Origin of the sequence: Nonomuraea sp. NEAU-A123, assembly GCF_018603905.1 — a bacterium.
Classification (GTDB): domain Bacteria; phylum Actinomycetota; class Actinomycetes; order Streptosporangiales; family Streptosporangiaceae; genus Nonomuraea.
Window position 1 is genome coordinate 1 of sequence record NZ_JAHFZZ010000026.1, and the last position, 25,953, is coordinate 25,953.

Genomic DNA, 25,953 nt, shown 5'->3' on the forward strand with positions numbered 1-25,953 from the left:
TCACCCGGAGTCAGGTTGCGGACCTTCTCCACCACGACGCCGCCCTCAAGGCCGGCGTTGACGGCGATCTGCTTCAGCGGCTCCTCGAGCGCCTTGCGGACGATCGCGGCACCGGTGGCCTCGTCGCCGGTGAGCTCGAGCTTGTCGAACGCCTTGGCGCCCGCCTGCAGCAGCGCCACGCCACCGCCGGGGACGATGCCCTCCTCGACGGCCGCCTTCGCGTTGCGAACGGCGTCCTCGATGCGGTGCTTGCACTCCTTCAGCTCGACCTAGCACTGGGGTACGCGGGCCGTAGGGGATTCGCCTACCTGGGAGGTAATCGACAGGCCGCGTCGGGTCCGAAAGGGTCGCGGTATGACTTCTGACGCCCAAGGCACCCGTGACATCGTGGAAGCACTGCTGCGCCGCATCGGCGAGGGCGATCACGACCGTATCGCCGAGTTGTTCGCCGAGCCCATCGACTGGGGGCTCGACTGGCCGGCTGAGGGGCATCCGGCCGTACCGTGGATCCGGCCGCGGTCGAGCCGGGCCGATGTGGCCGACCATTACCGGTCGCTGGCCGCTCATCACGTGCCCGAGCTGAACGGCACGACGGTGGCGCGGATCCTGGTCGATGAGGCGGACGCTGTCGTTCTCGGGGAGATCGTGCAGACGGTGCGGGCCAACGGCGCCGCCTATAGCTCACCGTTCGCGTTGCATCTCACCGTCGAGGGCGGACTCATCACCCGCTGCCACATTTACGAGGACAGTCTCACGGTCGCGCGAGCCCTCAGCGCTTGAGCGACAGAATCCGGCGGCCGCCGTGGGGCAGCCGCCGGACGTCATGCGGTTTCTCAGGAAGAAGCGCTTAGGGAATAGAAGCGCTTAGTAAATGCGGTACTTGCGGCCGCAGTTGTCGAGCTTGCCGGCCCAGCAGGTGAAGGTGTAGACCTTCTTGATCCCGCGCCCGCTCCAACTGCCGACGACCTTGCCGTCCCAGGAGCGGTTGAACTTGTGCCAGGAGCCGTTCTTGTAGAACTCGAACCACACCCAGGCGCGCTTGCCGCCCACCTTGTCGACGCCGTGCCACTTGGTGACGACGATGCCGTTGCGCTTGCCCGTCTCGCCGAAGGTGTACGCCTTGCGGTCACTGGAGAAGAACTTGCCCCAGTTGTGAACGGAACCGACGGTCTGGGACGCCGCGGTGACAGTCGTCCCCGTCTGGGCGGCGGCCTGTGCGCCGGGGGCGAGGGCGATCGCGCTGACGGCCATGGAGCCGGCCAAGAGGGTTGCTGCAAGGGTCTTACGCATGGGTTCCTCCCCGTTTGAGTGCACCGGTTTACCCGGCAGCAGGGACACTACGAAGATCCGTCGCCCTGTTCTGTGTAGGAGTGCACACATACGAGGTGATCAACGCCACACGCGGTCTTAGGCCACCTTTGAGGAGGGGGCCGTCCAGGTGTTGCACGAGCCGGGGTCGCCGGTGGCGAAGCCGCGCTTGTACCAGGCGACGATGTTGGCCCTCTTGCCGTACCAGCGCACCTCGCCGGGAGCGTCACCCTCGAGCATGCTCAGCAGATACGTCCAGTCCTTGGTCGTCCTGCCCTTCAGCGGCCAGACGCTCTTGAGGAACGCGGCGGTGAAGCAGTCGTTCTGGAGACTCTCGCGCCGGGTCAGCTCGCGGCCCTCAGCTTTGCCACTGGACGGCACCGCGGCGAAGGCGTCGTCGATTCCGACCAGCTTCAACACATGGAAGCCGTACATGTAGGTGACGGTGTTGAACAGCCACAGGTCGGAAGGGTCGTCGAGCCAATCCTTGCCGAGCTGGAAGACCAGCTCGCCGGTGTCGCCGCAGTAGCGGGCCGTGGAGTCTTCCTTGTCCGTCTCCCTGGTGCCGCAGTACGTCTTGGGGAGCTTGCTCACGTACCGCACCTTGACCTTGCTGAAGGGCAGGCCGGCGGTGGTGAGGTGCTGCTCCCAGGTGGACTCGAGGCAGGCGATCACGGCGTTGACGTAGGCGCGGCCCGACTTACGGTCGTTGCGCTTGACCGGCGGCTCCTCGCAGGTCGTGGCGGGCAGCGCGCCGGCCTCGTAGAGCGGGTTGGCGATCAGCTTGGGGTGTTTGACGGGGGGCGCCGTCGTCGTGGCGGTGGCCGTACCTGATAAGGAGAGCATCGACGCGATGGTCAGCGTCATGATCAGAAGTTTTCGCACGAGGAATGACAATAAGGCCGCGCGCGCGTCTGAGGAAATGGGGTTTTGCCGGTCTCCTCGGGCGGGTGACCGATTTTGTCACCCCGGACTGGCCTCATTCATGCGCTCCTTGGTCCAGTAGGACGCGACGTCCTGCGGAGCGCGCGTATTTCGGACCCCTGTCGCGGCCTCGTCGGGGGTGCGACCGCGGAAAATCACGACCACCATCGCGGCCAGCACGAGGGTGGCGGCGACGGCCAGAATGGCGACGGCCTTACGGCTCATGCCGCCATCGTACGACCGAGCGCCTCGGCGTCCAGCCGCTCCCGCTGCCGCGCCACCGGTCCAGATGCCCGGCCAATGCCCTGTCAGCGCCCTGGTCCGCAATCGGTGCGACGGCAAGAATTGCCGCACGAAAACAGGAAGGCACCAATATGATAATCGGCAAGAAGATGGCAATACTGGCTTCGGCGTTCGCCGTCGCCGGTATCGCTCTGACGGCTCCGGCCCAGGCGGCATCCGCGGCGCCCAAGCTGCCGCCGGCGGCGATCCCGCCGCCCAAGTGCATCCCGCAGAGCCAGTACAACCAGCCTTACGAATGGGAATACCAGTTGACCCGCACCCTGGGCAAGGGCGGCCACGGCGTCCGGACCCACGTGTTCGCCATTTACTATGCGCCGGCCGACATATTCAGCCTCTCCACGAGAGTGACGTGCAGCGTGAGGTTCTGAGAAATGCCGGCGGCGCGGGGGCGCGCTCGGCACACGGGGCGACGGGTCAGTCCGAGGCCGGTCGTCGTGACTTCGCGATGAGGGTGTCGATCTGGACGCTGAGGCGCGCGCCGAGGGGCCAGCCGATGTAGTGGGTCAGGAAGATGGCGATCTCGCGGAGCTCGTCCGGGGACAGCTCGCCGTTGCCCAGCGCGGCCGGTAGCTGGATGTCGAGCACGTCGTTGAGGCCCCTGCTCGCCAGCGCGCCGATGAGAAGAAGCCGCCGGTCGCGCATGGACAGGCCGGGCCTGGTCCAGATCTCGGCGAAGAGGTGGTCCACGGTGATGCCGAAGAAGTCGCCCGGCGCGTCGCCGATCTCCCAGCCGTAGACCTGGCGCATCATCTCCAGCCCGCGCTCCCGGCGTTCGTCGGTCATGGGACCTCCTTCCCGAGCAGGCCGAGAGCGTCGGCCAGGCGGTCGCGGGCCAGCTCGGCCAGGGGCGTGTCCACATCGAGGTCGCGGGCCAGCTCCAGCGCCAGGTCCAGGTCCTTCTCGCCGAGTGCCAGGACGTGGCGCATGATCCCGTACAGCGGATCGTCCTCGCCGAGCGGAGCGGTGGTGGCGCGGAGCATGATCGCACCGGGCCCGCCCGTGATGGCGTCCGAATGCCTGACCACCCGGCCGAGCTTGCGCAGCGAGACCCCGGACGCCTCCGCCAGCCGCTGCGCCTCGGCGGCGGCGGCGAAGGCGACGAAGTGCAGCAGGTTGCGGGCCAGCTTGGCGCGGGTGCCCGCGCCGACCGGCCCCACGTGCAGGACGAGGTCCGCCCAGGTCGCGAACGGCCGCTCGCAGCGGGCGAACGCGCCGTCACCGCCGCCGACCATGACCGCGAGCGTGCCCGCCTCCGCTCCCATGAAGCCGCCGCTGACCGGCGCGTCGACGACCTCGATCCCGTACGGCGCCGCCAGCCCGGCGAGCTCCACGGCCGTGCCGGGCCGGATCGTGGAGTGGACGGCGATGACGGTGCCCGGCTCGGCGGCGGGCAGCAGTCCGGACACGACCTCGTGCACCTGGTCGTCGTCGCGCACCATGACGGAGACGAACCGGCTGGCGGCGGCCAGTTCGCCGACGTCCGCCGCGGCCCGCGCGCCCGCCTCCACCAGCGGCGCCATGGCCTCCGGCCGGGTGTCGTAGACGGTGAGGCCGAGGCCGATCAGGTGCCTGGCCATGGGGGCGCCCATCTGGCCGAGTCCGGCGAAGCCATAGGTCATGATCGGAACACCTCGCCGCCGTCGACGTTGAGGATCTGCCCGGTGACCCAGGCGGCCTCCTCGGACAGCAGGAACAGGCACATGCCGACCAGGTCCTGCGGGGTCCCCACCCGCTTGAGCGCCAGCTTGTCGCGGATGATCCGGTCGACCATGCCCGTGGGTACGACCGCGCGATTGGCCTCGGTGTCGATCGGGCCGGGCGCGATGGCGTTCACCCTGATGCCCATGCCGCCCAGCTCGTGGGCGAGCTGCTGGGTGAGGCCGTTGATCCCGGCCTTGGCCAGGCCGTAGAAGCCGGAGTACTGCCAGGCCGCGGTGGAGGACTGGTTGACGATCGCCCCGCCGCCGCGCCTGACCAGGTGCGGATGCGCGGCGCGGGCGCAGAGGAGGGCGCCGTCCAGGTTCACCGCCATGAACCGCCGGTAGTAGTCCCAGTCCACGGTCAGCAGGAAGTCCAGCCGCATCGTGCCGAAGATCGCGGCGTTGTTCACCAGGTAGTCGATGCCGCCGTACCGCTCCGCCGCCGCGTCGGTCATCCGCTGGACGGAGTCCGGGTCGGCCACGTCGGTGTGTACGTACAGGCCCTTGATCTCGTCGGCGACGGCGGCGCCCTGCTCGCTGACGTCGGCGACCACGACGCTCGCGCCCTCGGCGGCCAGGGCCCGCGCGTAGGCCCGGCCGATGCCCTGGGCGGCTCCGGTGACGATGGCGACTTTTCCCTCGAAGCGCCTCATGACACCCCTTCCGCGATCGACTTGGTCTCCAGGTACTCCTCGAAACCGGCCACACCCATCTCCCTGCCGATCCCCGACTGCTTGTAGCCGCCGAACGGCACGTCGGCGCCGTACCAGACGCCGCCGTTCACGCTCACCGTGCCGGTCCGCAGCCGCCGCGCCACGGCCCGCGCCCGCTCCGGGTCGCCGCCGTGGACCGCGCCGGACAGCCCGTACGGCGAGTCGTTGGCCAGCCGGACCGCATCGTCGTCGCCGTCGTGCGGCAGGATCACCAGCACCGGGCCGAAGATCTCCTCCCTTGCCGTCCTGGTCTCGTTGGTGAGCCCGGTGATCAGGGTCGGCTCGATCCAGAAGCCCCGGTCCCGCCCGGCCGGGCGCCCGCCCCCGGTGGCGAACTCGCCGCCCTCCTCGACCGCCAGCTTCAGGTAGCCCTCGATCCGGTCGCGCTGGCGGGCGGAGATGACCGGCCCGCACACCGTGCGCTCGTCGCCCGGGTCTCCGGTGCCCAGCTTCCTCATGGTGGCCGCGGTCAGGCTCACGGCCTCGCCGTACCTCTCGCGCGGGACGAGCAGGCGGGTGGTGAGCGCGCAGCCCTGCCCGGCGTGGGTGAGCGCGGCGAAGGCCGCGTAGGAGCAGGCGGCGCGGAGGTCGGCGTCGGCGAGCACGATGAACGCCGACTTGCCGCCGAGCTCCAGGAAGACCCGCTTGAGGCCGTCCGCGGCGGCGCGCATGACTGCGCGTCCCGTGCCGGTCGAGCCGGTGAACGACAGCAGGTCCACCCGGGCATCGGCGCAGAGCCGGGCGCCCAGCGCGTGGTCGGCGCCGGTGATGACGTTGACGACACCCGGCGGGATGTCCGTCTCCTGCTGGACGAGCACGCCGAGCGCCGCCGCGCACCACGGCGTGTCGGGGGCCGCCTTGAGGACGATCGTGTTGCCCGCGGCGAGCGCCGGGCCCAGCTTGGCCAGGTTGATCTGGTGCGGGAAGTTCCACGGGGTGATCGCGCCGACTACGCCCACCGGCTCGCGGACGACGCGGCGGTCGCTGGTCAGGCCCATGGGCGCGGCCCGGCCGAGGTCCCGTTCCCAGTCGTAGCGCTCCGCGAGGTCGGCGAACCAACGCAGGTCGGCCACCGGCGCGTCGAGCTGCGCGCCGTACGTCAGGAACCTGGGCGCGCCCGCCTCCGCGATCGTCAGCTCGCGCAGCTCCTCGGCGTGGCGGGTGAGCGCGTCGTTGAGCTGGCGCAGGCAGCGTACGCGCAGCGCGAGGTCGGCGGCCCAGGGGGAGGAGTCGAACGCGCGGCGGGCGGCGGCGACGGCGTGGTCCAGGTCGGCGGGGGAGGCGTCGGCGGCCTCGCCCAGGACCTCCTCGGTAGCCGGGTTGAGCGTGCCGAAGCGGCGGTCGCCGGGGACGAGCCGCCCGTCGATCAGGAGCGGCGAAGCGGCGCCGAACAAGCGATCGGTTGTTCTGGACACATGTCCAGACTACAGTTCACCGTATGAGGGCACGCAAGGACTATTCCGGAGAATTCGATCCGGGCTTCCGCTATGAGGACCTGTCGAAGGAGGCACTGGTCCGTCTCGTCCGGGAGTACGCCTTGATCGTTCACCTGCTCGACCGCTCGTCGTTGATCGCGGTCGGGCTGCGGTACGGGCAGCGGGTCGTCGAGGAGATCGCCATCGAGGAGTGGCAGGGCGCGAGCCCGATCTACACCGAGCGCATCCGCGAGATCATGCGGATCGAGGGTGACGGGGTTTCGGCCATCTTCAAGTGCCTGCAGCTCGATCCGGGCTTCGCGCAGCACTACATGGACGTCGAGTACGAGCTCGTCTCGGAGACCCACGGGTTCTTCCAGCTCCGCACCTGCGGGGCGCTGCTGGACGTGGAGCCGTTCGGCGAGCGCGCGATCCGCGGCATGTGCCATCACATCGAGGACGGCACCTTCGACTGGACCGCGCAGGCGGTCAACCCGCGCGCCCGGATCCGCCCGGTGCACCGGCCGCCGCGCGTCCCCGGCGACCGCGTCCCGCACTGCAGGTGGGAGGTCATCATCGACGACGAGACCGAGCCCGTGGGGGAGGCCGAGATCACCAGGATGACGCGCGGCACCACGGCGGCCGCGTTCCGCTTCCCGCCCATGAAGGACGGGACGCCCCACATTCCCGTCTGACTCACCAGATGGAGGCCGGAGCCTGGCCGCGCCGGTAGTAGCCGGGGATCGCGGCGCCGGAGGCGGCCCGGTCCAGGCGGCGCCTCATCCCGTCCGACAGCACCCCCGCCTTCATCATCTCGACGAACACCGACGTCACGTTGCCCAGGTCGAACCAGTCCCGCTGCCACGACCACCGGAAGCCGCCCGCGTACCTGAACCGGCTGCCGCCGATCCCCGCCACCTCGTACGGTGTGCCGTCCGGCCGGCGGGCGTCGGCGACCTGCTTCCAGAATCCGACCACCTCGCCGCCGCGGTCGTCGATGAGGATGCTCTGGTACGGGTAGGACCAGCCGTCCAGGCCGCCCATCTCCGAACCGAGGGCCAGGTCGCGGATCTCGTCCCGGCCCACGGCCATGAAGTCCTGGTCCGGGCCGACGTTCCAGCCGTAGGTCGCGTCCTCGGTGTACAGCTCGGCCAGCGGGCGCCAGTCGCCGAGCTCCTCGCACCGGCGGTTGGCCGCCAGCCATCGGCGCACCATCTCTTCGAGCTCGTCGCGGGGGAAGGCCGGCATGTGGTCACTCCTTCGACGTCGACAGCGCCCGGGTGGGGCAGTAACGGATGGCCGCCTCGACCTGCTCGCGCATCGACTCGGGCGGTGACGGGTCGAGCACGCGGACCTTCCCCTTGCGCGGCACCTCGAAGACCTCGGGCGCCTCCAGCTCGCACATCGCGTGCCCCTGGCACAGGTCCAGATCGGCGACGACTCTCACCGCCGCCTCCGCCGATACCGCACCATGCAGGGCCGGGCGAGCTGGACCACCATCTTGGAATGGTCGTTGCGATAGGAGCCGGACTCCTGGGCGAGGGCGAACTCCCAGTCGCGCAGCAGCACCGAGAAGATCGCCTTGAGCTGGATCATCGCGAAATTGGCCCCCACGCAGCGATGCCGGCCCGCCCCGAACGGCACCCACGTCCATCGGTTGACCAGATCCTCCTCGCGCGGCTTGGCATAGCGGGCCGGGTCGAAGGCGTCCGGCCGGGGGAAGTCCGCGGCGATCCGATTGGAGACGGCCAGGCCGCAGCCGACCATCGTCCCCTCCCGGATCCGGTGGCCGAGCACCTCCTGCTCGGACTTGGCCACCCGCAGCAGCAGGATGAGCGGCGGGTGCAGCCGCAGCGCCTCCTTCACCGCCGATTCGAGCAGCGGGATCTCCCGCAGCGCCTGGAAGCTGACCTCCGACCCGTCGGCGTACAGCCCGTCGAGCTCCGCGACCACCTCCCGCAGCACGCCGGGGTGGCGCAGCAGCTCGATCAGCGTCCAGGCCGCGGTGCCCGAGGTGGTGTGGTGCCCGGCGAACATCATCGAGATGAACATCCCGGTGATCTGGTCCGCCGAGAACCTGTCCAGCGACATCAGCACGTCGAGCAGATCCCGGTCCGCTCCCGCCGGACCCGAGCGGGCGGCCATGATGCCCTCGACCAGCGTGACGAGCTGGGCGCGGGCCGCGTCACGGCGTCGGAAGCTGTCGATGTCGGCGTACGGGTCGACGAAGGCCAGCGCGTCGGTGCCCTGCTCCAGGTCGTGGTACAGCTCGGCGAAGCGCCGGTCGAGCTGCTCGCGGAACCGCTTGCCGATCAGGCACGCCGAGGAGGTGTAGATGGTCAGCTCGGCGAACCAGTCGAGCAGGTCGATCTCCCCCTCCTCCTCCCACGAGGCGACCATCCGCTCCACCTCGGCGGCGATCGTGGCGGCGTGCCCCTTGAGGAAGGAGCCCTTCAGCGCCTGGTTGTGCAGCGCCTCGCGGCGCTGCTCGGGCGTGGCGTCGAAGACGACGCCCGCCCCGAAGATCGGCGTCATGAACGGGTACGCCTCGGCCTGGTCGAGCTCCTCGTCCGGGGCGCGGAAGAAGAACTCGTTGGCCTCGGCGCCCGACAGCAGCACCACTGTCCGCCCGGCCAGCCGGAACGCGCCGACCGCGCCGCATTCCTCACGCACCCGCCGCATCAGCGCGATCGGGTCGGTACGCAGTTCCTCCAGATGGTCGGGGCCACCGGAGACGAGCGTCGGCTCTCTCATCGCACCTTCGCCTCCGGCTGGACCTCCACGAGCGTCAGGTGGGTGCCGCGGGGCGCCTCGACGACGACGGCGATCGCGGCGGCGACGTCCTCCGGCCGCAGGAAGTACGGATGGCGGGCCAGCCCCCACTTGACCCACTCCTCCAGGACCTCGCCGGTGGTCTCGGCGTCCCAGCTCATGCCCATGCCGGTCATCGTCGGGCCGGGCCGGACGATCGAGGCGCGCACCCCGGTGCCCTCCAGCTCCATCTGCAGCACCCTGGCCATGCCCTCGATGCCGTTCTTGGCCGCCACGTAGGCGCCCATCCGGGTGCGCGGTGAGCGTACGACATCGGAGGAGACGAGCACGACGTCACCGCGCCCGCGCTCGACCATGCCGGGCACGACGTACGAGACCAGGCGGTGCGCGCCGACCAGGTGCACCCCGACCTGGGCGGCGAAGCCCGCGGAGTCCAGCTCGTGGACCCGTTCCGCGCTCAGGTCGCCGGCCCCGCAGACCACGATCTCGGGAGCGCCGAGCGCGTCGGCCGCGGCCGAGACGAAGAGCTGGACCGAGTCGGAATCGGCCACGTCCAGCGCGTGGGCGAACGTCTCCGCGCCCTCCTTCCTGAGGGTCTCGGCGATTTCATGGCATTTGTCGACCCGGCGGGCGCCGAGGGCGACGGGGTGACCCTTGGCGGCGAGCAGGGCGGCGGTGGCGGCGCCGATCCCGGAGGAGGCTCCGGTGACCAGCGCGGGGCGGCGTAGCGGGTGCGGTTCGAAGCGCGGCATGGCGGCTCCATCGCTAGGCGGCGGAAACGGAGATGGGCAGTGCGGCGAAGCCGCGGACGTTGACCGAGTGCACGCGCGCCGTGCCGCCCTCGTCCACGTCGTAGTGGCGGACCCGCCTGACGAACTCGGTCAGCGCGATGCGGGCCTCCAGCCTGGCCAGGTTCGCGCCCAGGCAGAAGTGCCTGCCCCCGCCGAAGCTGATGAGCTGGGAGGTGTCGCGGTCCAGGTCGTAGCGGTCCGGGTCGTCGAACACGCGGGGGTCCCGGTTGGCCGCGCCGACGAGCAGCAGCAGGCGGTCCCCGGCGGGCACGGTCGTGCCGTACAGCTCGGTGTCCGTGGCGACCGTGCGGGCCAGTATCTGGCTGGAGGCGTCGAAGCGCAGCGTCTCCTCCACCCAGTCGGTGATCCGGCCCGGATCCCGCATGGGCTTGGCCAGCTCGGCGGGATGGCGCCAGCCCCAGTACAGCGCGTTGGCCAGCAGCTTGGTGGTCGTCTCGTTGCCCGCCACCACCATCAGGAACAGGAACGCCACGACCTCCTCCTCCGCCAGCCGGTCGCCATCCTCCTCGGCGGCCAGCAGCGCGGAGGTGAGATCGCTCCCCGGTCTGGCCCGCCGCTCGGTGACCAGGTCCTGGTAGTAGCCGATGAGCGTCAGCGCCGCCTCCATCCCGGCGACCGGGACGTCGGACAGCCCCTCCTCGCGGTGCATGACCAGGTCGGCCAGGCGCCGCAGCTCGTCCCTGTCGGCCTCGGGGACGCCCATCAGCTCGCAGACGACGTCCATCGGCAGCCGGCCGGCGAAGTCGGCGACGAAGTCGAAGTCGCCACGCGCCACGGCGGGAGCGAGATGGTGTTCGGTCAGGCGCAGGATGCCGGCTTCGAGCTCGCGTACCCGGCGCGGGGTGAAGCCCTTGGCGACCAGGGAGCGCATCCGGGTGTGCGAGGGCGGGTCCAGGGCCAGGAAGGACATCGTCCGGTGCGCGGCCGGTCCCCACGCGCTGGGGTCCAGGGAGACGCCGTTGGCGTTGGAGAAGCGCTGGTGGTCGCGGAACGCGCCGGCCACGTCGGTGTGCCGGGAGACGGCCCAGAAATCCAGCTCGTCGTTGCGGTAGAGCGGGGCCTCCTCGCGGAGGCGGGCGTAGATCGGGTACGGGTCTTCGTGGACGGCGTAGTCGTAGGGGCTGTATAAGAGCGGGTCCACGGGCTACCTCACGATCAGCTCGGCGACTTCGGCCAGGCGGTCGGCGGTCTCGGAGTAGGAGATGTAGCCCATCCCGGCCTGGACCAGCGCGCCCGCGTAGGCGATCTCCAGAGCGTTGAGGACCTTGCGATCGGCGGCCGGGCCGAGCGCGGTGCGCAGCCGCCGGCGGATGCTCAGCCCGATGCGCAGCCGCAGCTCCTGGACGTCGGGATCGGTGCCGAGCATGGCGGTGGTGCACGCGGCGGCCAGGCGCGGCTCGTCGGCGACCAGCAGGGCGATCTCCCGGAGCGCCGTGATCACCTGGCCCGCCTCGCCGGTCGCCTCGATCGGCGGCAGGGCGCTCAGCCGGCGCCAGAACACCTCGGTGACCAGATGGTTCTTGGAGGAGAAGTAGGTGTAGGCGGTCGCCGGGGCGACGCCCGCCCTGCGGGCCACGTTGCGGACGGTCAGCCCTTCGAAGCCGCTCTCGCGGACCTCCTCGACCACGGCGTCGGTCAGCCGCCGCACGGTGTCGGCCTGCCGCCGGTTCAGCCGCCGCCGGGTGGACTCTGTCACGACATCGCTGGACACATGTCCAGACGATAGTTCAGCACGTGCCCTCCGGCAAGGCGCTAGATATCCAGGTTTGGGATGACATGGAAGGATAGGCGGCGTGCGCCGCACCCTGGCTGTGTTAGCCGTCACGCTCACCGCATGCTCGGCCGCCCAGCCCGCGCGCCCGTCCCCTGCGGGTTCGCCCGGGCCCGCCGTGAGCGAGGTAAGTCCCGCGCCGACCCCCGGCAAGCTGCGCTTCACCAAGCTCGCCGAGCTGGCGAAGCCCGTGGCGTTCGCCGTACGGAAGGGCGACCAGCGGCTGTACGTCGCCGAGCAGGGCGGCAGGCTGAAGACCCTCGACGGCGACACGATCGTGAACCTGTCGGGCGAGGTCAGCGGCGGCAACGAGCAGGGCCTGCTCGGCGTGGCCTTCCACCCGTCGGGCCGCTGGCTCTACCTCGACTGGACCGACGCGAGTGGCGACACGCACGTGACCGAGTGGGCGTACGACGGCAAGCAGGCCACCCGCAGGCGTGACGTGCTGACCCAGGACCAGCCCTACGCCAACCACAACGGCGGGCAACTGGCCTTCGGCCCCGACGGCCACCTCTACATCGCGCTCGGCGACGGCGGCAGCGGCGGCGACCCCCACCGCAACGGCCAGAACCTCGGCACGCTGCTCGGCAAGATCCTGCGCATCGACCCGCGCGGCACGCCGTACAAGATCCCCGGCGACAACCCGTTCATCGGCAAGAAGGGCGCGCGGACCGAGATCTGGGCCTACGGCCTGCGCAACCCCTGGCGGTTCGGCTTCGACCGCGACAACGGCGACCTCTGGATCGGCGACGTCGGGCAGGACCGATGGGAGGAGGTCGACTACCAGCCGGCCGGATCCGAGGGCGGCGAGAACTACGGCTGGAACCTCCGCGAAGGCGACAAACCCTTCAGAGGAGGCAAGGGCCGCGAGCTCATCGACCCGGTGATCACCTATCCGCTCCACGAGGGCGGCAACTGCTCGGTGATCGCCGGCTACGTCTACCGAGGGGACAAGATCCCCTGGCTGCAGGGCCGGTTCCTGTACGGCGACTTCTGCGCGGGGTGGGTCAAGGCCGCACCCGTCGACGAGCTGGACAAGGACGCCAAGGTCGGGCAGGTGGAGCAGCTCTCGTCGTTCGGCGAGGGGCTCGACGGGGAGCTGTACGCGCTCAGCCTCCAAGGTCCCGTCTATCGGATCGATCCCGCCTGACGCGTTCGATCAGGTCCTCGACCTGGTTGTTCAGCCGCGAGCCGCGAGTCCAGCCCGCGTAGTGGGTGAGGAACACCACGACCTCTCGCAGCTCACTCTCATCCAGGTCGCCCGCGCGCAACGCGGTGTCGAGCTGGACCTCCACCTGCTCGTCGATGCCCTGCCCGACGAGCAGGCCGAGCAGGAGCAGGCGGCGCTCTTTGACCGAGAGGGCACCGCGCGACCAGATGTCGGCGAACATCCGCTCCGCCATCATGCCGAAGCTGTCCACAGTCTCCATGGCCGGTTCTGTCATTGTCCGCTCCGGGTAGCAGGGATCCTTCTATCTTTCGCTACTTTGCCGGTTGAACCAATGGGGGGACGCCAACGTTGTACGGGCGTCCGCACAAGAGCCCGCACCCGATCTGTGCGGATCTGTAACAACTGAAGCCAATGTACGGCCAAGATTTGGTCAAGATTTTACACCGTGCACTCGGCCTCATTTCACATGAAAACGGGCAGAACAACTCCGTTGGTCCGTAAAGCGGAGGTAAGCCCAGGTGAAAAAAACACGGGCTTGGATCGCGCTCATGGCCGCGATCTTCATGCTGTCAGCGTGCGGGCAGCCTGATTTCACCTACGTACGCGACAGGGAAGGCACCACCTACTTCAAGGTGCCGTCCTCCTTCAGCCAGCTCGACACCGAAGCCATCGAGCTCTACCTGACCGGCGACAACCCGAACTCGGAGGCGGCCCGGCTGCGGCGCCAGCAGGTCTGGTCGACGGCCTTCGACCAGTCGGCGCAGCCGTCCGTCGAACACCTGCTCAGCTCGACGGATCCGTTCGTCTACGCCACCGTGCACAAGCTCACGGACGAGGAACGGGACGCGATCTCGCTGGACCGGCTGCGCGACTTCGTCCTGCCGGTGACCGGGCAGGTCCGCACGCTCTACGAAGCCAAGGCGGCTCAGGCGGGGCGGCAGCCGCTGTTCAAGGGGTTCGAGCTGATCAGTGATCAGATCCTTCAACTCGACCGTGGCGCCAGGGGAGTGCGGGTCCGCTTCAACTACCAGATCGGCGACGACGTCCAGACCTTCGACCACACCGCCATCCTCGACGAGCAGGGAGCCACGGTCTCCGTGATGCTCATCGGCTGCCAGTCCATCTGCTTCAGAGCGCGCGCGGCTGAGTTCGACAAGATCGAGGAAACCTTCAAGCTGCTCCGGCTGCCCGGATGAAGGAGCACCATTGACCACGACCACGCATCACAGCGGGCTGCGCGCGCCCGGTAGCGGCCCCTCCGACCCCGAAGCCCTGACCAGAAAGAAGATGCCGTTCTGGGCCCGGAGCAAGTTCCTCATCGGGCTGGTCCTCGCCTTCTTCATCCTCACCTGGAAGGTGATGGCCGACTTCCAGGGCATCGTCTCCTTCGGCGAGGCCATGCGGGCCATCGCGTACGCCTACCAGTGGATCTTCTGGCTGCTGGGCGTCGAGGCCCTGCGGCAACTGCACTTCTTCGTCAGCGAGCGGTGGTCGGCCTACCACCGCTTCTGGAGCCGGCGCGTCTTCGGCGGGTTCGAGCGGTGGACCCACCGGCGGTTCGACGACTGGACCAGGTATCGCTTCGCCCTCGCCGCGAAGATCATCTTCTGGGTGGTGCTGATCGCGCTGGTACTCGGCGCGGTGCTCGACACCAACCCGCTCCTCGCCCTGTTCAGCGCGCCCGCGCTGATCTGGAAGGCGATGCCGTTCCTGATCCAGATCGTGTTCCTGTTCTTCGTGGTCATCATCCAGTTCGTCGGCCTGTTCTGGTTCCTGTCCAGAGGTGGTGTCGAGACGTACTTCCCCGACGACATCAAGACCCGCTTCTCCGACGTCTGGGGACAGGACCACGTGGTCGAGCGCGTCCAGGAGAACATCGTCTTCCTCGAACGCCCCGACGAGATCGAGAAGCGCGGCGGGTACGTGCCCAGCGGCCTGCTGCTGTGGGGGCCGCCGGGCACCGGCAAGACGCTCATGGCCGAGGCGGTGGCCGGCGAGACCGGCAAGCCGTACGTGTTCGTCGACCCCGGCGCGTTCACGAACATGTTCATGGGCATCGGCATCCTCAAGGTCAAGACGCTCTTCAGGAAGCTGCGCAAGCTCGCGCTCAGGTACGGCGGGGTGATCGTCTTCTTCGACGAGGCCGACTCGCTCGGCAAGCGCGGCCGGCTCGCCCAGCAGGGCCCACCGGGGCAGGGCGGCGGCTTCTCCGGCTGTCATGGGGTCAACTACCTGTCCGAGGAGAGCCGCTCGGTGCTCGCCTTCCGCGCCAGGCGGGAGGTGGAGGAGCCGGCGACCCGCAACCGCTTCTTCATGGGCGGCGGCGGCATGAACAGCGGCGACCCGGGCACCCTGCAGGCCCTGCTCACCGAGCTGTCCGGGCTCAAGAAGCCGCGCGGGTTCTTCAACCGCCTGATCAGGCGGCTGCTCGGGATGCGGCCCAAGCCGCCGCCCAAGTTCCGCATCCTCGTCATGATGGCCACCAACCGGCCCGACGCGCTCGACGAGGCACTGCTGCGGCCCGGCCGCATCGACCGCATCTACAAGGTCGGCTACCCCTCCAAGGCCGGACGGGTCCGCACGTACCAGGGCTATTTCGACAAGGTCGACCACGAGCTGACCGAGCAGCAGATCGACAAGCTCGCCACCATCACCCCCTACGCGACGGGCGCCACGATCAAGGACCTGGTCAACGAGTCGCTGATCACCGCGATCCGCGACGGCCGCGAGGTCATCTCCTGGTCCGACGTGCTGCGGGCCAAGCGGCTCAAGCAGCTCGGCCCGCCCGAGGACGTCGAGTACATCGAGCGGGAACGCCACGCGGTGGCCGTGCACGAGGCGTGTCACGCTGTGGTGGCCTACGTCACCCGCTTCCACCTGGAGATCGACATCGCCACGATCGAGAAGGGCGCCGACTACCTCGGCATGGTCGCCTCGATCAAGCCCGAGGACCAGTTCACCCGGTGGAAGTCCGAGTACGAGGCCGACATCATGGTCTCGCTCGCCTCCCTGGCCGGGGAGCGGATGTTCTTCAGCGAGGACAACTCCTCCGGCGTCTCCGGGGACCTGCACTCGGCGACGCTCCTGACCGCGCTCATGGAGTCGTACTGGGGGATGGGCTCGGGCGTCACCTCACTGCCCGCGCTGCAGGAGCTGGAGATCCACGGCGGCAAGGCGATGCCGCGGCGCGGCGGCGGTGGCGGGCCCATCGGCATCACCGATCGGGAGCCGAGCCGGGGGCAGCCCGAGCTGACGCCCGACGTGTTGGGGGAGCGGATCGAGTTCAACCTGGTCCGGCTGCTGGAGAAGACCGAGCGGCTGCTGGAGGAGCATCGCAGGGAGGTGCTCTGCCTCGCGCACGCGCTGGAGACGCACAAGACGCTCAACGGCGACGACGTGGTGGCGATCATCGAGCGGGCGACCGGCCCGCTCATCGACGGCACGATCTACTCCTCCGACGAGCTGTATCAGGAGCTGGAGGACTACCACCGCGACGCGGCCAGGGCGCACAAGGAGCACAGCCGGATCGAGCGCGACCTGCCCGGCCACGTGGAGGAGCCTGCCCACCAGCCCAACGGCCAGACCGCGAGCCGGCCGAACGGCCAGCCCGTTGGTCAGCCCGTTGGCCAGCCAGGTCAGCCCGTTGGTCAGCCAGATCAGTCCGGTGGTTGGCTCGCCGGGCCAGTTTTCCAGCCTGGGGTCGCCGAGCCGGTGGGGACTGTCGTGTCCGCCGAGCCGGTCGTGGTGACGGCCGAGATCGTCGCCGGGCCCACCGCGGTGGTCGCCGAGCCGGGCCGGCCAGAGTTCGTACCGTGGGCGCCCGATCCCACGCCCGTTTACGCGGCGGCGCCACCGCTCCGCCCGGCGGAGCCGCCGCCGCCCAGGCGCCGGGCGTGGGTGGTCGTCGCCAGCCTGCTCGCGCTCGTCGTCCTCGCGCTCATCACCGGGCTGGCCCTCACGGGCGCGGCCCCGGTCGTCGGACTGGCCTCGCCCGGGCTGCTGCTCGTCCTGTTCGTCGTCGTGGTGGCGGTGATCGTGGGCGCCGGCCTGGCGCTCATCGCCATCAAGGCCGTACGAGCGGCGCAGACCAAGGCGGAACACGAACGCGACCAAGCCCACGCCAGGGCGCAACTGCTTGCCGCCGCGATGGACCCCGACACGGCCATGCGGCTGCTCGGCTACGACGGCAGAGGAACGGACGGGAGGGCCTAGATACGCACGGGACCGCTTGGACGCGGACGGGACCGTCTGGATAAGGACGGGACCGTTGAGATGCGGAGGGGACCGCTCAGATGCGCACGTCGAGCCGGCCGATCGGCTCGACCAGCTCTTCCTCTTCGTAGGCGAAGTGCGAGGACAGGACGGCGGACAGCCGCTCGGCCTCGGCCCGTACCCGGTCGAGGCCGGTGTCGCCGGCCACCAGCTCCACGCAGGCCTCGTCGAGCCGGGTCAGCAGCGCGGCGATGACCTCGTGCTCCTCCTTGAGCTTCTCGATCACCGGCTCGAGCGAGTCGTCCCGCTTGAGTATCGCCGGGAACATGGCCTCGTCCTCGAGCGTGTGATGCACGGTCAGCAACCGGCAGAACGTCGTGCAGAACGCGCCCAGCGTCCAGTAGTTCTGACGCATGGTCAGCCGATTGATCATCGACCGGAGCGCGGCGGCGTCGAGGGCGCCCGCGGCGACCTGGTCGAGCGCGTCCTGTACCTGCCGCATCTCCTGGCGGTAGCCGTCGTGCACGTCGGCCAGATGCCGGCCGAGCTGCCGCTGCGCCGGCGTGAGCGCCGCTGGATCGTGCTTGGTTCCGCGCGGCCTGCGGGCCTCATCGAGATCTATGGTCACAAAATCCCCCTTTGTAACAAATGATGGCATGGGCCGGAGGATCGCCCGTGATACCCGGGTTGATTAACACGACGTTCACATTCGGGCAAAAACCGGGAAACGGTCAGCCGGAAGACTCGGCGTGGCTGTGAGACACCCTGAAAGGACCGACGTGAGCTACAAGGCTGAGTACATCTGGATCGACGGCACCGAGCCCACCGCACTGCTGCGCTCGAAGACGAAGATCCTCGCTGACGGAGCCGAGCCGTCGGTCTGGGGCTTCGACGGCTCCAGCACGAACCAGGCGGAGGGTCACTCGTCCGACCGCGTGCTCCGTCCGGTCTTCACCTGTCCCGACCCGATTCGCGGCGGCACCAGCGTGCTGGTCCTGTGCGAGGTCGAGGAGATCGACGGCGCTCCGCACAAGAGCAACACCCGCGCCCTGCTCCGCCCGATCGCCGAGCAGTTCGCCGACCAGGAGTCGTGGTTCGGCATCGAGCAGGAGTACACCTTCTTCAAGGGCAGCCGCCCGCTGGGCTTCCCCGAGGGCGGCTTCCCCGCTCCGCAGGGCCCCTACTACTGCGGTGTCGGCGCCGACGCCATCTTCGGCCGCGAGATCGTCGAGCTCCACCTCGACCGCTGCCTCGCCGCCGGCCTCGCGATCTCCGGCATCAACGCCGAGGTCATGCCGGGCCAGTGGGAGTTCCAGGTAGGCCCCGCCAGCCCGCTGGACGTCTCCGACCACATGTGGATCGCCCGCTGGCTGCTCTACCGCACGGCCGAGGAGTTCGGCGTGGAGGCCACGCTCGACGCCAAGCCCGCCCGTGGCGACTGGAACGGCGCCGGCGCGCACACCAACTTCTCCACCAAGGCCATGCGTGAGGGTTACGAGCCCATCATCACCGCCTGTGAGGCCCTCGGCGAGGGTGACAAGCCGATGGAGCACATCACCCAGTACGGCGTGGGCATCGAGAGCCGCCTGACCGGCGCCCACGAGACCGCCCCGTGGAACAAGTACAGCTACGGCGTCTCCAACCGCGGCGCCTCCGTACGCATCCCGTGGCAGGTCGAGGTGGACCAGAAGGGCTACATCGAGGACCGCCGCCCCAACGCCAACGTCGACCCGTACGTGGTCACCCGCCTGCTGGTGAACACCTGCTGCGCGGCCCTGGAGAAGGCCGGCCAGGTCTGACACCTGCCATGAAGTGAACGGAGGAACGCGGGCACCCCCGATGCGGGCCCGCGTTCTTCCGTTTTCACGCCAGGCGGGACTGGTAGACCCTGCGGGCCTCCTGCATGACCGCCAGGTAGTCGGCGCTCACCCGGTCCCTGACGAGCTCTTCCAGCAGCTCCAGCCAGCGCAGGCAGAAGGTCACGTCCTCCTCCCTGGCCACCCGCCGGCTCTCGACGTCCAGATAGACCGGGCTCGTGTGCGCCCGTACCTGGCCGCCGCCCTCGGCGACCGCCACCACGTAGGTCGGCCAGTTCACCGTCAGCTCCGCCGTCACCTCGCCGGGCGGCCCCGCGGCCAGCTCGCCGTCGGCGGTGAGCAGGCGTACGTTCTCCACCAGTGGCCCGATCACCCGCCCGGTGACCCGCACCCTGCTGCCGGGAGTCAGGTCGAGCGTGGCGCCGGGGCCGTGGCCCTCGACCGCCAGCTCGAGGAACGGGCCGGTCGTGGCGAACGTGCGGCCGTGCCGTACCGCGTCGGCGTAGGACTCGGCGGTCAGCCGTCCGTTCACGTGCGCGTATGTGCGTTCGCGGCCGATCGGCCCGAGCCGCTGGGCCGTACCGGCGACGGCGGCGACGCGGTTGCCCGCGCCGATCAGCCGGCGGTAGGCGCGGTCCGAGCCGATCGCCGAACAGAAGCTGTCGACCAGGCCGAGCGCCGCGTCGACCACCGACAACCGGGCGTCGTACTCCGGATCGCCCGCGCCGATGAGCTGCTCGGGCGTCTCGACCGGGCCGTGGAAGGCGTTGGCGTAGCCGATGAGCGCGCCGCGCTCGCGCAGCTTCCGCACCGTGTCGTGGCACTTTTCGGGGCCGAGCGCGTGGTGGGCGAGGTCCACCCTGGCCACGTGCGTCTCGTCGGACCATGGCAGATCGCGGCCCGACCAGCGCTCGACGGCCTCCTTGTCGCCTTCGTCGCCCGGCAGCAGGTTGATCACGTGCAGGTCCTCGCCGTGCTGCGAGTCGGCCACCCACCGCGGCGGCCGGTTGAGGTGGACGTGCAGGTCACCGCCGTACCAGCCGCGGGCCGCCGCGTCGTAGATGCGCTGCGGCGCCAGCTCGACCAGCGTCTCACCGTCGCCGGGCACGAGCGTGGTCTCCGCCGAGCCGTACTCCATGCCCCTGGCCGCCCTGATCGTCAGCCGTTCGCGCGGGACGTCGAGCACCAGGTCGTCGCCGTGGAAGTACGGCACGCCGTCGAGGTCGCGCGCCGGTGAGGTGTCGCGCGGGAACCAGCCCTTGCCGTTGGCGCTCCACACACTCCAGCGGCAGGGGAAGCCGGCCCGCAGCCGGAGCGTCCGCTGGGTATTGGCTATCCGTGCCGTGGTTAACGGTGTCGGATCGTCACACATCGGCTTCTCCCTGTAATCGAAGGCGCCGATATCGTGACACGACCATCACTCGCCGGGAAGCCCGCGCTTCCCGGCAGGGTGGCTTTCTTCCTCCAAGGTAGAAAGATCTAGAGCCGGAAACTCATATCCGGTGCGATGTCCACGACGTCCATCTGGGCTTTCTGCAGGTGGCCGGAGTGGTCCCAGTTCATCGCCTGCCAGCGGGTGAACTGGTCGAGCACCCAGATGCCGGACTGGCGGCTGCCGTTGCCGGACTTGCCGTTGCCGCCGAAGGGCAGGTGCGCCTCGGCGCCGGAGGTCGAGTTGTTGACGCTGACCATGCCGGCGGAGATCCCCTCGCGGAACCTCCACGCGTGCCTGGCGTCGGTGGTGTAGATCGAGCTGGAAAGGCCGTAGCCGGGCAGGTTGGCCAGCTCGATGGCCTCGTCGAGCGTCTCGAACGTCGTCACGCCCACGATGGGCCCGAACGTCTCCTCCAGGAACAGCTGGTCGGTGGCCTTGACCCCATCGACCACGACAGGGTGGTAGAAGAGTCCGTCGTCGCCGGTGAAGTCGCGGCGCGGGCTTTGGCTGGTGATTTTTCCGATATTTCCGGACACCACCCGGTGGTGGGGCTGGATCCAGGTCAGGTACTCCTCGTACCTCTCCGCGAACTTCTGGTCGAGCAGCGGGCCCGCCAGCACGTCCTGCTCCGGGTCGCCGATCTTGGCGTTCTGTACGGCCTGGGCGAACCGCTCGACGAACTCATCGTGCACGCTCTCATGCACGATGACCGTACCGAGGCTGGTGCAGCGCTGACCGGCCGTACCGAACCCGGAGAACAACGCCCCCTCGACGGCCAGATCGAGATCGGCGTCCGGCATGATCACCATCGGGTTCTTCCCGCCCAGCTCCAGGCAGGCCGCCTGCAGATGCCGCCCGGTGAGCTCCCCGATCTTCCTGCCCACCTCGCTGGACCCGGTGAACCCGACCTTGTGCACCGTGCCTTCCTCCAGCGCCTGCTCCAGCCCCCGGAAGGTCTGGACGCCGTCGGCGAACACGATGTTCAGCACCCCGTCGGGCAGCCCCGCGGCGGCGAACAGCTGGTACATCGCATGGGCGGACGCCGCCGCGTACTCGGCCGGCTTCCACACCACGGCATTGCCGCAGAGCAGCGCCGGAACCAGATACCAGGACGGCACCGCGACCGGGAAGTTACCGGCGGTGATCACCGCCGCCACCCCGACCGGGTTGCGGAACGTGAACAGCTTCTTGTCCGGCATCTCCGACGGCACGGTCTGCCCGTAGAGGCGGCGCCCCTCGCCGAGGAAGAAGTCACACGTGTCAACGATCTCCCGCACCTCACCCAGGGCTTCGGCGTACGGCTTGCCGATCTCCTGGGTGACGAGGTGGGCCAAGGCCTCGGCATTGGCCTCGACCAGCCGCCCGATCGACGCGATCACCCGCCCTCTCACCGGAGCCGGGACCTTGGCCCACTCCCGCTGGGCCTCTTTGGCGGTGCGGCAGGCGTCGGCGAAGGTCTGAGCGTCGGCCAGGCCAACCCGGGCGACGACCTCGGCGATGCGTGCGGGATTGGTCGATTCGTAGGTGTCGGTGCCGGCGGCATCCTTACCACCCACAACGGAGACGATCTGACGGGTCACCGGTGCCCTCCTCATTCGGTCCTCAACACAGCCAATCATCCCCCAAGCAGACTCTTCACCACGCTCAAGCCCACAAGCATGGTCTTCGCCGCGCTCAGGCAGTTCCCCCGGCTTACAAGCATCGGCTTCGCTGCGCTCAGACTGTGTCTATTGGGGCTCCCGCCCCAAACCCCGGCGAGGGGCCCCGGCCCCTCGCGCTCCCCGGGAAGTTGACCGTCTGGCTGAAAAGCGAAGATCGGCAGTGCGACCCTGCGCAAGGGAGTGAGTTCGTCAGGTACAGGCATCCTGGCAAAACGTGAAAAGGTCCACATCGTGTCAGTCAAGCGCCGGGGCAAGCCGCAGGACCAGCAAAGAACTGGGCTCAGGGCCGTCACGCACCTCCTGCACCTCGGCTTCAGAGACCTCCGCCAGGCGGGACAGGTCACCAGGGCTCAGCCCTCGATGATCGGATAACCGCGCCAACAACACGCCGAACCCTGGTATCCCATCATCCCGCCAACCTTGATCAGTGCATCACCGGGCAGATAGTTCGCCTGCGATCACATCACCTTCATATCTCCAGTTGGGGATGTAAACGGACATCTACCGCAGAGACTCCCGCGTGGACAAGGGCAACCCTCTTGCGACGGCCTGCCGCGTCGGGCGGGCGCTGGCCGCGCTGCGGCTCTTCGGCCGGTCGAGGCCGGCGCCGCCTCGCTCCATCGCATTTTCGCGATGCTTCAAATCTATGAATCAACGTCCTCGGATGTCGTGTCCGGGATGGCGTACGTGCGGACGTCGTCCCTAATGTCGTAACTCATTTGGGCGGATCGTCGTCAGATCCTTCAAGGCTCTGCCTTAAGCGATCGGTACCCGAGGAGCTGTTCTGGCGCTCCGGCGTGTGGTCCAGCCCACACGAACCTCAAATCAATCGCCAGCACCGACACACATGCTGTCCACACGAATGCGCGACGCATTCACTTCATCTATCCAGCTCACGACAAGCTCTGGAATACACGACTTCTGCAACAGGATGAAGATCTGCCTAGCCACCGGGTGTAAATGGATTTACTTCGAAGATTGCAGAGTCGGCGGCATCACCGACACACTCACTCGGTACCTTCAGGCCCGGGGGTGTCGAGTTGTTCCAATCGACGTATCCTCCGGCGATTTTCACCTCGGCGCCTTCGAGAAGAATGAGGCCGTTGCCCAATTGCACGCCTCGCTTGTTGTTCTGGATAAGAGGCCGGGTATCTTGTGGCCAGAGAAGAATGACAGTTTTCCGTGATGGCGGCTCAGCCGTATTCTGCACGGCAAGGCATTTGTTCGTTGCGTTGAAGACCAGCCGACCGGTGAGAAGTGCTTCCATTCCAAAATCGGAGTGATGATGCACCAAGATCCGAGGATCGCGTCCTTCTAATGTTACGCGATCAGACTGTGTCTCATTTGCGCCCATAGAACAACCGGTTATTGCAACAACCATCATTGGTAGTGCAATCCAGTTCACAACCTCCGCCATATGTTTCTCCACGTTGCTCCAAACGTAGGACCGCGCGTTCGGAGCTGAACTGTAGCCCCAAACGCAAGGTCGAACTAGTTCCCTATTGATGACTGGTATCTCTTAGGTCCCTGGAGGCGCTGTCCACCGCGCTGCAGTACTCGATCATGTCCCGCCTGAAACGCGCCTTGCTGAAGTAGACGAGCGCGTGGAACCTGGGACGCCGCCGCGCCTACTCATGACGGCATCCCCGCCCGACGCCCTCCACTCCCTGCGACGCCGACTGGGGCGGTCTATGCGCCCTTCCGATGGCGCCGCTCTTGGACGATTTGTGCGGCCGTTAGCCCACACACGTGCTGTACGAACCACGGGCGTTCGTTCGCGGCATGCTTTCCGTCCCACTGCTTGGCGTCCTGCTTGGGCATGTTCAGCGGCGGAGATACCTTGGCCGGCCGGTAGGTGGCAAGCCAGTGCTGGCCGTTCCCGTAGGTGGGGTTCCAGTAGGTGTAGTCGCCGCCGACGACCGGTTCGGGGTCGAGGTCGATTTTGAGGCGTCCGTGATCGAGCAGGTAGACCTCGAACACGTCCTGGCCGCAGTCGTTGCAGCGCTCGGGTCCGGTGGTCATGCGATGTCGCCGGTGGGTGGGGTGTGCGGTGGCCTCGTGCTGGACCGCGTGTTATGCAGAAGAGCTGATTGCCAGGCCAGTGTGGACGCGAGCGCGATGGCGTTCTCCTGCCTGACGGTTCGCATGATGCCTGCCGTTGCCATCTCCAGGGTGAGCGTCCGGCGCAGCTCGGCCGTCCACCACATCTGCCCGGACGCATTGCTCTCGTAGTAGATGTCCCAGCCCGGATAGGTGTTGCGGAGCACCGAGAGTTGGCGGCCGCGCAGGTTCAGTACGAGTGCGGCTTCGGCGATGACCTGGCGGACGTTCGGTTCTGAGGTCTGGATGAGCGCGTGCGGTTCGACGTCGCTCATCGCGTGGTGGTTGTTCGTGTCCTGGTGCACGCTTCCATCACAGTCGCCCGTGGTAAGACTCCGGGAGAGGACACCGGAGGCGCACCCGGCTATCCGCCTGTGTCCGCCCGTCTCCCGGAGGTGTGCGCGATGAGCAAGGTTCCGGGCTGGGCCGGTCGGCTTCGCACCGAGCGGACCACGCGAGGATGGTCTCAACGGGATCTCGCGGTGCGACTGTCCAGGGTCGCCGACAGGGTTCTGCCCGAGCCCGAGAGCATGGTGCGCAGGATCCGGGATCATGAGTGCGGCAAGCACCGGCCGGACGACGAGTACGCCGAGCTGTACTGCCGCGTGTACGGGTTGAGCGAACACGCCCTCTTCAACGACGAGGATGAAGAAACGTACCTTGGCGACGAGATCGACGCGATCGAGCTCGCCTGCCAGGGAGGGGCCAGCGACGTCGGCCGGGAAACCCTGGAACGACTGGAGCTCGCCGTGGATGATCTGGCGTCGGCCTACCCTCGCACACCGCCGGCCCAGCTACTCGGGCGTGTGAGGCGGCACCTGGAGTACGTTGTGCGGCTCGTCGACGGCAAGAAGACCCTCGCCGAGCATCGACGTCTGCTCGTGGCCGGCGGCTGGCTGTCACTGCTCGCGGCAACCTGCCACATCGACCTGCGCCAATACCCAGCCGCCGCGGCACGCCTGCGAACCGCGGGCCAGTTGGCCGACCACGCCGAGCACCCCGAGATCAAGGCGTGGTGCCTGGAAACAGAGGCGTGGCAGGCCCTCACCGAGAGCGAGTACCAGCACGCCATGATCCTCGCCCAGGGAGCGCAAGACGTCGCCCCCCGCGGGAGCTCGGCCTACATCCAGGCGACCGGGCAGGAAGGCCGGGCTTGGGCCCGGATGGGGAAGGGAACCGAGACCAGGGCAGCGCTCACCCGGATTCAGCGGATGGTCTCGCCCATGCCCATACCGGACCGGCCAGAGCATCACTTTCGCTACGACCCCGCCAAGAGCGAGGCCTACACCGCGACGACGCTCTCATGGCTGGGCGATCCGGCGGCGGTGGACTACGCGAGGCAGGTCCTCGCACGATTGGAGTCCGTCGAGGACGGTGGTCCGCGCCCCCGTCGAGCTGCGTCAGCGCGTCTGGATCTGGCCTTGGCCTTGCTCGCCACGGACGAGCCGGGAGAGGCCGGCCACATCACCCTCCAGGCGGTCATGAGCGGCCTGCTTGTGCCCTCCAACTACTGGCGGGCCAAGGAGGTCATCGCGGGTGTCGAGGAGCACGGCCTAGCCGAAGCCGTCGAACTGCGCGAGGTCTACCGGGAACTATACGGCCGGTCGTCGAAGTCGCCGAGACCGCAGCTCAGCGCATGAACCCGGACGTTCGTCGCCAGGATATGGAAGGAGCCGCCTGGGGTGAGCCATGCACTGCGCGCACATGGCTTACAAGCATGGTCTTCGCCGCGCTCAGACTGTGTCTATTGGGGCTCCCGCCCCAAACCCCGGCGAGGGGGCCCCGGCCCCTCGCGCTCCCCGGGCGTGGACCGTCGGCTACAGAAACCGGAGGTCGGCA

At 68.6% G+C, this 25,953-nt stretch carries 28 protein-coding genes and 1 pseudogene; 8 read left to right on the forward strand and 21 right to left on the reverse strand.

Annotated elements, in window-relative coordinates:
• Window positions 1–269, reverse strand: a pseudogene (locus KLK06_RS48660) (TCP-1/cpn60 chaperonin family protein); the annotation flags it as partial.
• An 85-nt stretch (window positions 270–354) separates the two neighbouring features.
• Here KLK06_RS48660 and KLK06_RS48665 point away from each other — a divergent pair.
• Window positions 355–780 (forward strand): nuclear transport factor 2 family protein, encoded by a 426-nt coding sequence (locus tag KLK06_RS48665; protein ID WP_214642578.1) that lies wholly within the window; start codon window positions 355–357, stop codon window positions 778–780.
• Between the two features lie 84 nt (window positions 781–864).
• Here the strand turns inward: KLK06_RS48665 and KLK06_RS48670 are convergent, their stop codons facing one another.
• The 3 genes from KLK06_RS48670 to KLK06_RS48680 form a co-directional block, all read right to left on the reverse strand.
• On the reverse strand, window positions 865–1,290 hold the full coding sequence (locus tag KLK06_RS48670; RefSeq protein WP_250907217.1) for a hypothetical protein: 426 nt from the start codon (window positions 1,288–1,290) through the stop codon (window positions 865–867).
• Window positions 1,291–1,407: 117 nt separating this feature from the next.
• Window positions 1,408–2,175, reverse strand: a complete 768-nt coding sequence (locus KLK06_RS48675; RefSeq protein WP_214642580.1) for a hypothetical protein — start codon at window positions 2,173–2,175, stop codon at window positions 1,408–1,410.
• A gap of 96 nt (window positions 2,176–2,271) precedes the next feature.
• A complete protein-coding gene (locus KLK06_RS48680) occupies window positions 2,272–2,457 on the reverse strand; it encodes a hypothetical protein (protein ID WP_214642581.1) in 186 nt (61 codons plus the stop codon).
• Between the two features lie 149 nt (window positions 2,458–2,606).
• Here KLK06_RS48680 and KLK06_RS48685 point away from each other — a divergent pair, with 149 nt between their 5' ends.
• Complete coding sequence (locus KLK06_RS48685) at window positions 2,607–2,903, forward strand: hypothetical protein (protein WP_214642582.1); 297 nt, start codon at window positions 2,607–2,609, stop codon at window positions 2,901–2,903.
• Between the two features lie 46 nt (window positions 2,904–2,949).
• Here KLK06_RS48685 and KLK06_RS48690 read toward each other — a convergent pair whose 3' ends face one another.
• From KLK06_RS48690 to KLK06_RS48705, 4 genes are read right to left on the reverse strand one after another with little or no spacing between them, the layout of a single operon-like run.
• Window positions 2,950–3,318 carry a carboxymuconolactone decarboxylase family protein gene (locus KLK06_RS48690; RefSeq protein ID WP_214642583.1) on the reverse strand — a complete coding sequence of 123 codons (369 nt, stop codon included), beginning with the start codon at window positions 3,316–3,318 and terminating at the stop codon, window positions 2,950–2,952.
• Window positions 3,315–4,154 (reverse strand): NAD(P)-dependent oxidoreductase, encoded by an 840-nt coding sequence (locus tag KLK06_RS48695; RefSeq protein ID WP_214642584.1) that lies wholly within the window; start codon window positions 4,152–4,154, stop codon window positions 3,315–3,317. Before KLK06_RS48695 ends, KLK06_RS48690 begins: the two co-directional genes overlap by 4 nt.
• Complete coding sequence (locus KLK06_RS48700) at window positions 4,151–4,888, reverse strand: SDR family oxidoreductase (protein WP_214642585.1); 738 nt, start codon at window positions 4,886–4,888, stop codon at window positions 4,151–4,153. Before KLK06_RS48700 ends, KLK06_RS48695 begins: the two co-directional genes overlap by 4 nt.
• On the reverse strand, window positions 4,885–6,363 hold the full coding sequence (locus KLK06_RS48705; RefSeq protein ID WP_214642586.1) for an aldehyde dehydrogenase: 1,479 nt from the start codon (window positions 6,361–6,363) through the stop codon (window positions 4,885–4,887). The genes KLK06_RS48700 and KLK06_RS48705 overlap by 4 nt, the downstream gene beginning before the upstream one ends.
• Before the next feature lie 23 nt (window positions 6,364–6,386).
• Between KLK06_RS48705 and KLK06_RS48710 the strand changes: the two genes are divergently transcribed.
• A complete protein-coding gene (locus KLK06_RS48710; protein WP_214642587.1) occupies window positions 6,387–7,058 on the forward strand; it encodes a hypothetical protein in 672 nt (223 codons plus the stop codon).
• A 1-nt stretch (window position 7,059) separates the two neighbouring features.
• On the opposite strand, the gene KLK06_RS48715 is transcribed toward KLK06_RS48710, so the two are convergent.
• Genes KLK06_RS48715 through KLK06_RS48735 form a run of 6 tightly spaced genes read right to left on the reverse strand, consistent with a single transcriptional unit; the run spans window position 7,060 to window position 11,658 of the window.
• Window positions 7,060–7,611, reverse strand: a complete 552-nt coding sequence (locus KLK06_RS48715) for a nuclear transport factor 2 family protein (RefSeq protein ID WP_214642588.1) — start codon at window positions 7,609–7,611, stop codon at window positions 7,060–7,062.
• Between the two features lie 4 nt (window positions 7,612–7,615).
• On the reverse strand, window positions 7,616–7,810 hold the full coding sequence (locus KLK06_RS62725) for a ferredoxin (RefSeq protein WP_219539621.1): 195 nt from the start codon (window positions 7,808–7,810) through the stop codon (window positions 7,616–7,618).
• Window positions 7,807–9,117 (reverse strand): cytochrome P450, encoded by a 1,311-nt coding sequence (locus tag KLK06_RS60850; RefSeq protein ID WP_250907218.1) that lies wholly within the window; start codon window positions 9,115–9,117, stop codon window positions 7,807–7,809. Before KLK06_RS60850 ends, KLK06_RS62725 begins: the two co-directional genes overlap by 4 nt.
• Window positions 9,114–9,887 carry an SDR family oxidoreductase gene (locus tag KLK06_RS48725; protein WP_214642590.1) on the reverse strand — a complete coding sequence of 258 codons (774 nt, stop codon included), beginning with the start codon at window positions 9,885–9,887 and terminating at the stop codon, window positions 9,114–9,116. The genes KLK06_RS60850 and KLK06_RS48725 overlap by 4 nt, the downstream gene beginning before the upstream one ends.
• Window positions 9,888–9,900: 13 nt before the next feature.
• On the reverse strand, window positions 9,901–11,088 hold the full coding sequence (locus tag KLK06_RS62730) for a cytochrome P450 (RefSeq protein WP_214642591.1): 1,188 nt from the start codon (window positions 11,086–11,088) through the stop codon (window positions 9,901–9,903).
• A gap of 3 nt (window positions 11,089–11,091) precedes the next feature.
• Window positions 11,092–11,658, reverse strand: a complete 567-nt coding sequence (locus KLK06_RS48735) for a TetR/AcrR family transcriptional regulator (protein WP_214642592.1) — start codon at window positions 11,656–11,658, stop codon at window positions 11,092–11,094.
• A gap of 82 nt (window positions 11,659–11,740) precedes the next feature.
• Between KLK06_RS48735 and KLK06_RS48740 the strand changes: the two genes are divergently transcribed.
• Complete coding sequence (locus KLK06_RS48740) at window positions 11,741–12,868, forward strand: PQQ-dependent sugar dehydrogenase (protein WP_308168780.1); 1,128 nt, start codon at window positions 11,741–11,743, stop codon at window positions 12,866–12,868.
• Here the strand turns inward: KLK06_RS48740 and KLK06_RS48745 are convergent.
• Window positions 12,828–13,148, reverse strand: a complete 321-nt coding sequence (locus tag KLK06_RS48745) for a carboxymuconolactone decarboxylase family protein (protein ID WP_250907220.1) — start codon at window positions 13,146–13,148, stop codon at window positions 12,828–12,830. The genes KLK06_RS48740 and KLK06_RS48745 overlap by 41 nt on opposite strands.
• Window positions 13,149–13,437: 289 nt before the next feature.
• Between KLK06_RS48745 and KLK06_RS48750 the strand changes: the two genes are divergently transcribed.
• Together KLK06_RS48750 and KLK06_RS48755 are read left to right on the forward strand one after the other, a co-directional pair.
• Complete coding sequence (locus KLK06_RS48750) at window positions 13,438–14,085, forward strand: hypothetical protein (protein ID WP_214642594.1); 648 nt, start codon at window positions 13,438–13,440, stop codon at window positions 14,083–14,085.
• 10 nt (window positions 14,086–14,095) lie between these two features.
• Window positions 14,096–17,101: an AAA family ATPase gene (locus KLK06_RS48755; protein ID WP_214642595.1), complete on the forward strand. Its 3,006-nt coding sequence runs from the start codon at window positions 14,096–14,098 to the stop codon at window positions 17,099–17,101.
• A 76-nt stretch (window positions 17,102–17,177) separates the two neighbouring features.
• Here the strand turns inward: KLK06_RS48755 and KLK06_RS48760 are convergent, their stop codons facing one another.
• Window positions 17,178–17,729 carry a hemerythrin domain-containing protein gene (locus tag KLK06_RS48760; RefSeq protein ID WP_214642596.1) on the reverse strand — a complete coding sequence of 184 codons (552 nt, stop codon included), beginning with the start codon at window positions 17,727–17,729 and terminating at the stop codon, window positions 17,178–17,180.
• Between the two features lie 151 nt (window positions 17,730–17,880).
• Here KLK06_RS48760 and glnII point away from each other — a divergent pair, with 151 nt between their 5' ends.
• Complete coding sequence (gene glnII, locus KLK06_RS48765) at window positions 17,881–18,900, forward strand: glutamine synthetase (RefSeq protein ID WP_214642597.1); 1,020 nt, start codon at window positions 17,881–17,883, stop codon at window positions 18,898–18,900.
• A 64-nt stretch (window positions 18,901–18,964) separates the two neighbouring features.
• Here the strand turns inward: glnII and KLK06_RS48770 are convergent, their stop codons facing one another.
• From KLK06_RS48770 to KLK06_RS48790, 5 genes are all read right to left on the reverse strand, one after another.
• Window positions 18,965–20,290: a CehA/McbA family metallohydrolase gene (locus KLK06_RS48770; protein WP_214642598.1), complete on the reverse strand. Its 1,326-nt coding sequence runs from the start codon at window positions 20,288–20,290 to the stop codon at window positions 18,965–18,967.
• Between the two features lie 107 nt (window positions 20,291–20,397).
• The gene (locus KLK06_RS48775; protein WP_214642599.1) at window positions 20,398–21,933 is read right to left on the reverse strand and encodes an aldehyde dehydrogenase family protein; all 1,536 of its coding nucleotides are present in this window, start codon (window positions 21,931–21,933) and stop codon (window positions 20,398–20,400) included.
• A 1,024-nt stretch (window positions 21,934–22,957) separates the two neighbouring features.
• Entirely contained in the window at window positions 22,958–23,431 is a 474-nt protein-coding gene (locus tag KLK06_RS48780; RefSeq protein WP_214642600.1) for a hypothetical protein, read from the reverse strand.
• Between the two features lie 272 nt (window positions 23,432–23,703).
• Window positions 23,704–24,036 (reverse strand): hypothetical protein, encoded by a 333-nt coding sequence (locus KLK06_RS48785; protein ID WP_214642601.1) that lies wholly within the window; start codon window positions 24,034–24,036, stop codon window positions 23,704–23,706.
• A complete protein-coding gene (locus KLK06_RS48790) occupies window positions 24,033–24,419 on the reverse strand; it encodes a hypothetical protein (RefSeq protein WP_214642602.1) in 387 nt (128 codons plus the stop codon). The genes KLK06_RS48785 and KLK06_RS48790 overlap by 4 nt, the downstream gene beginning before the upstream one ends.
• Window positions 24,420–24,518: 99 nt before the next feature.
• Between KLK06_RS48790 and KLK06_RS48795 the strand changes: the two genes are divergently transcribed.
• Complete coding sequence (locus KLK06_RS48795) at window positions 24,519–25,754, forward strand: helix-turn-helix transcriptional regulator (protein WP_214642603.1); 1,236 nt, start codon at window positions 24,519–24,521, stop codon at window positions 25,752–25,754.
• The last annotated feature ends 199 nt before the right edge of the window (window positions 25,755–25,953 follow it).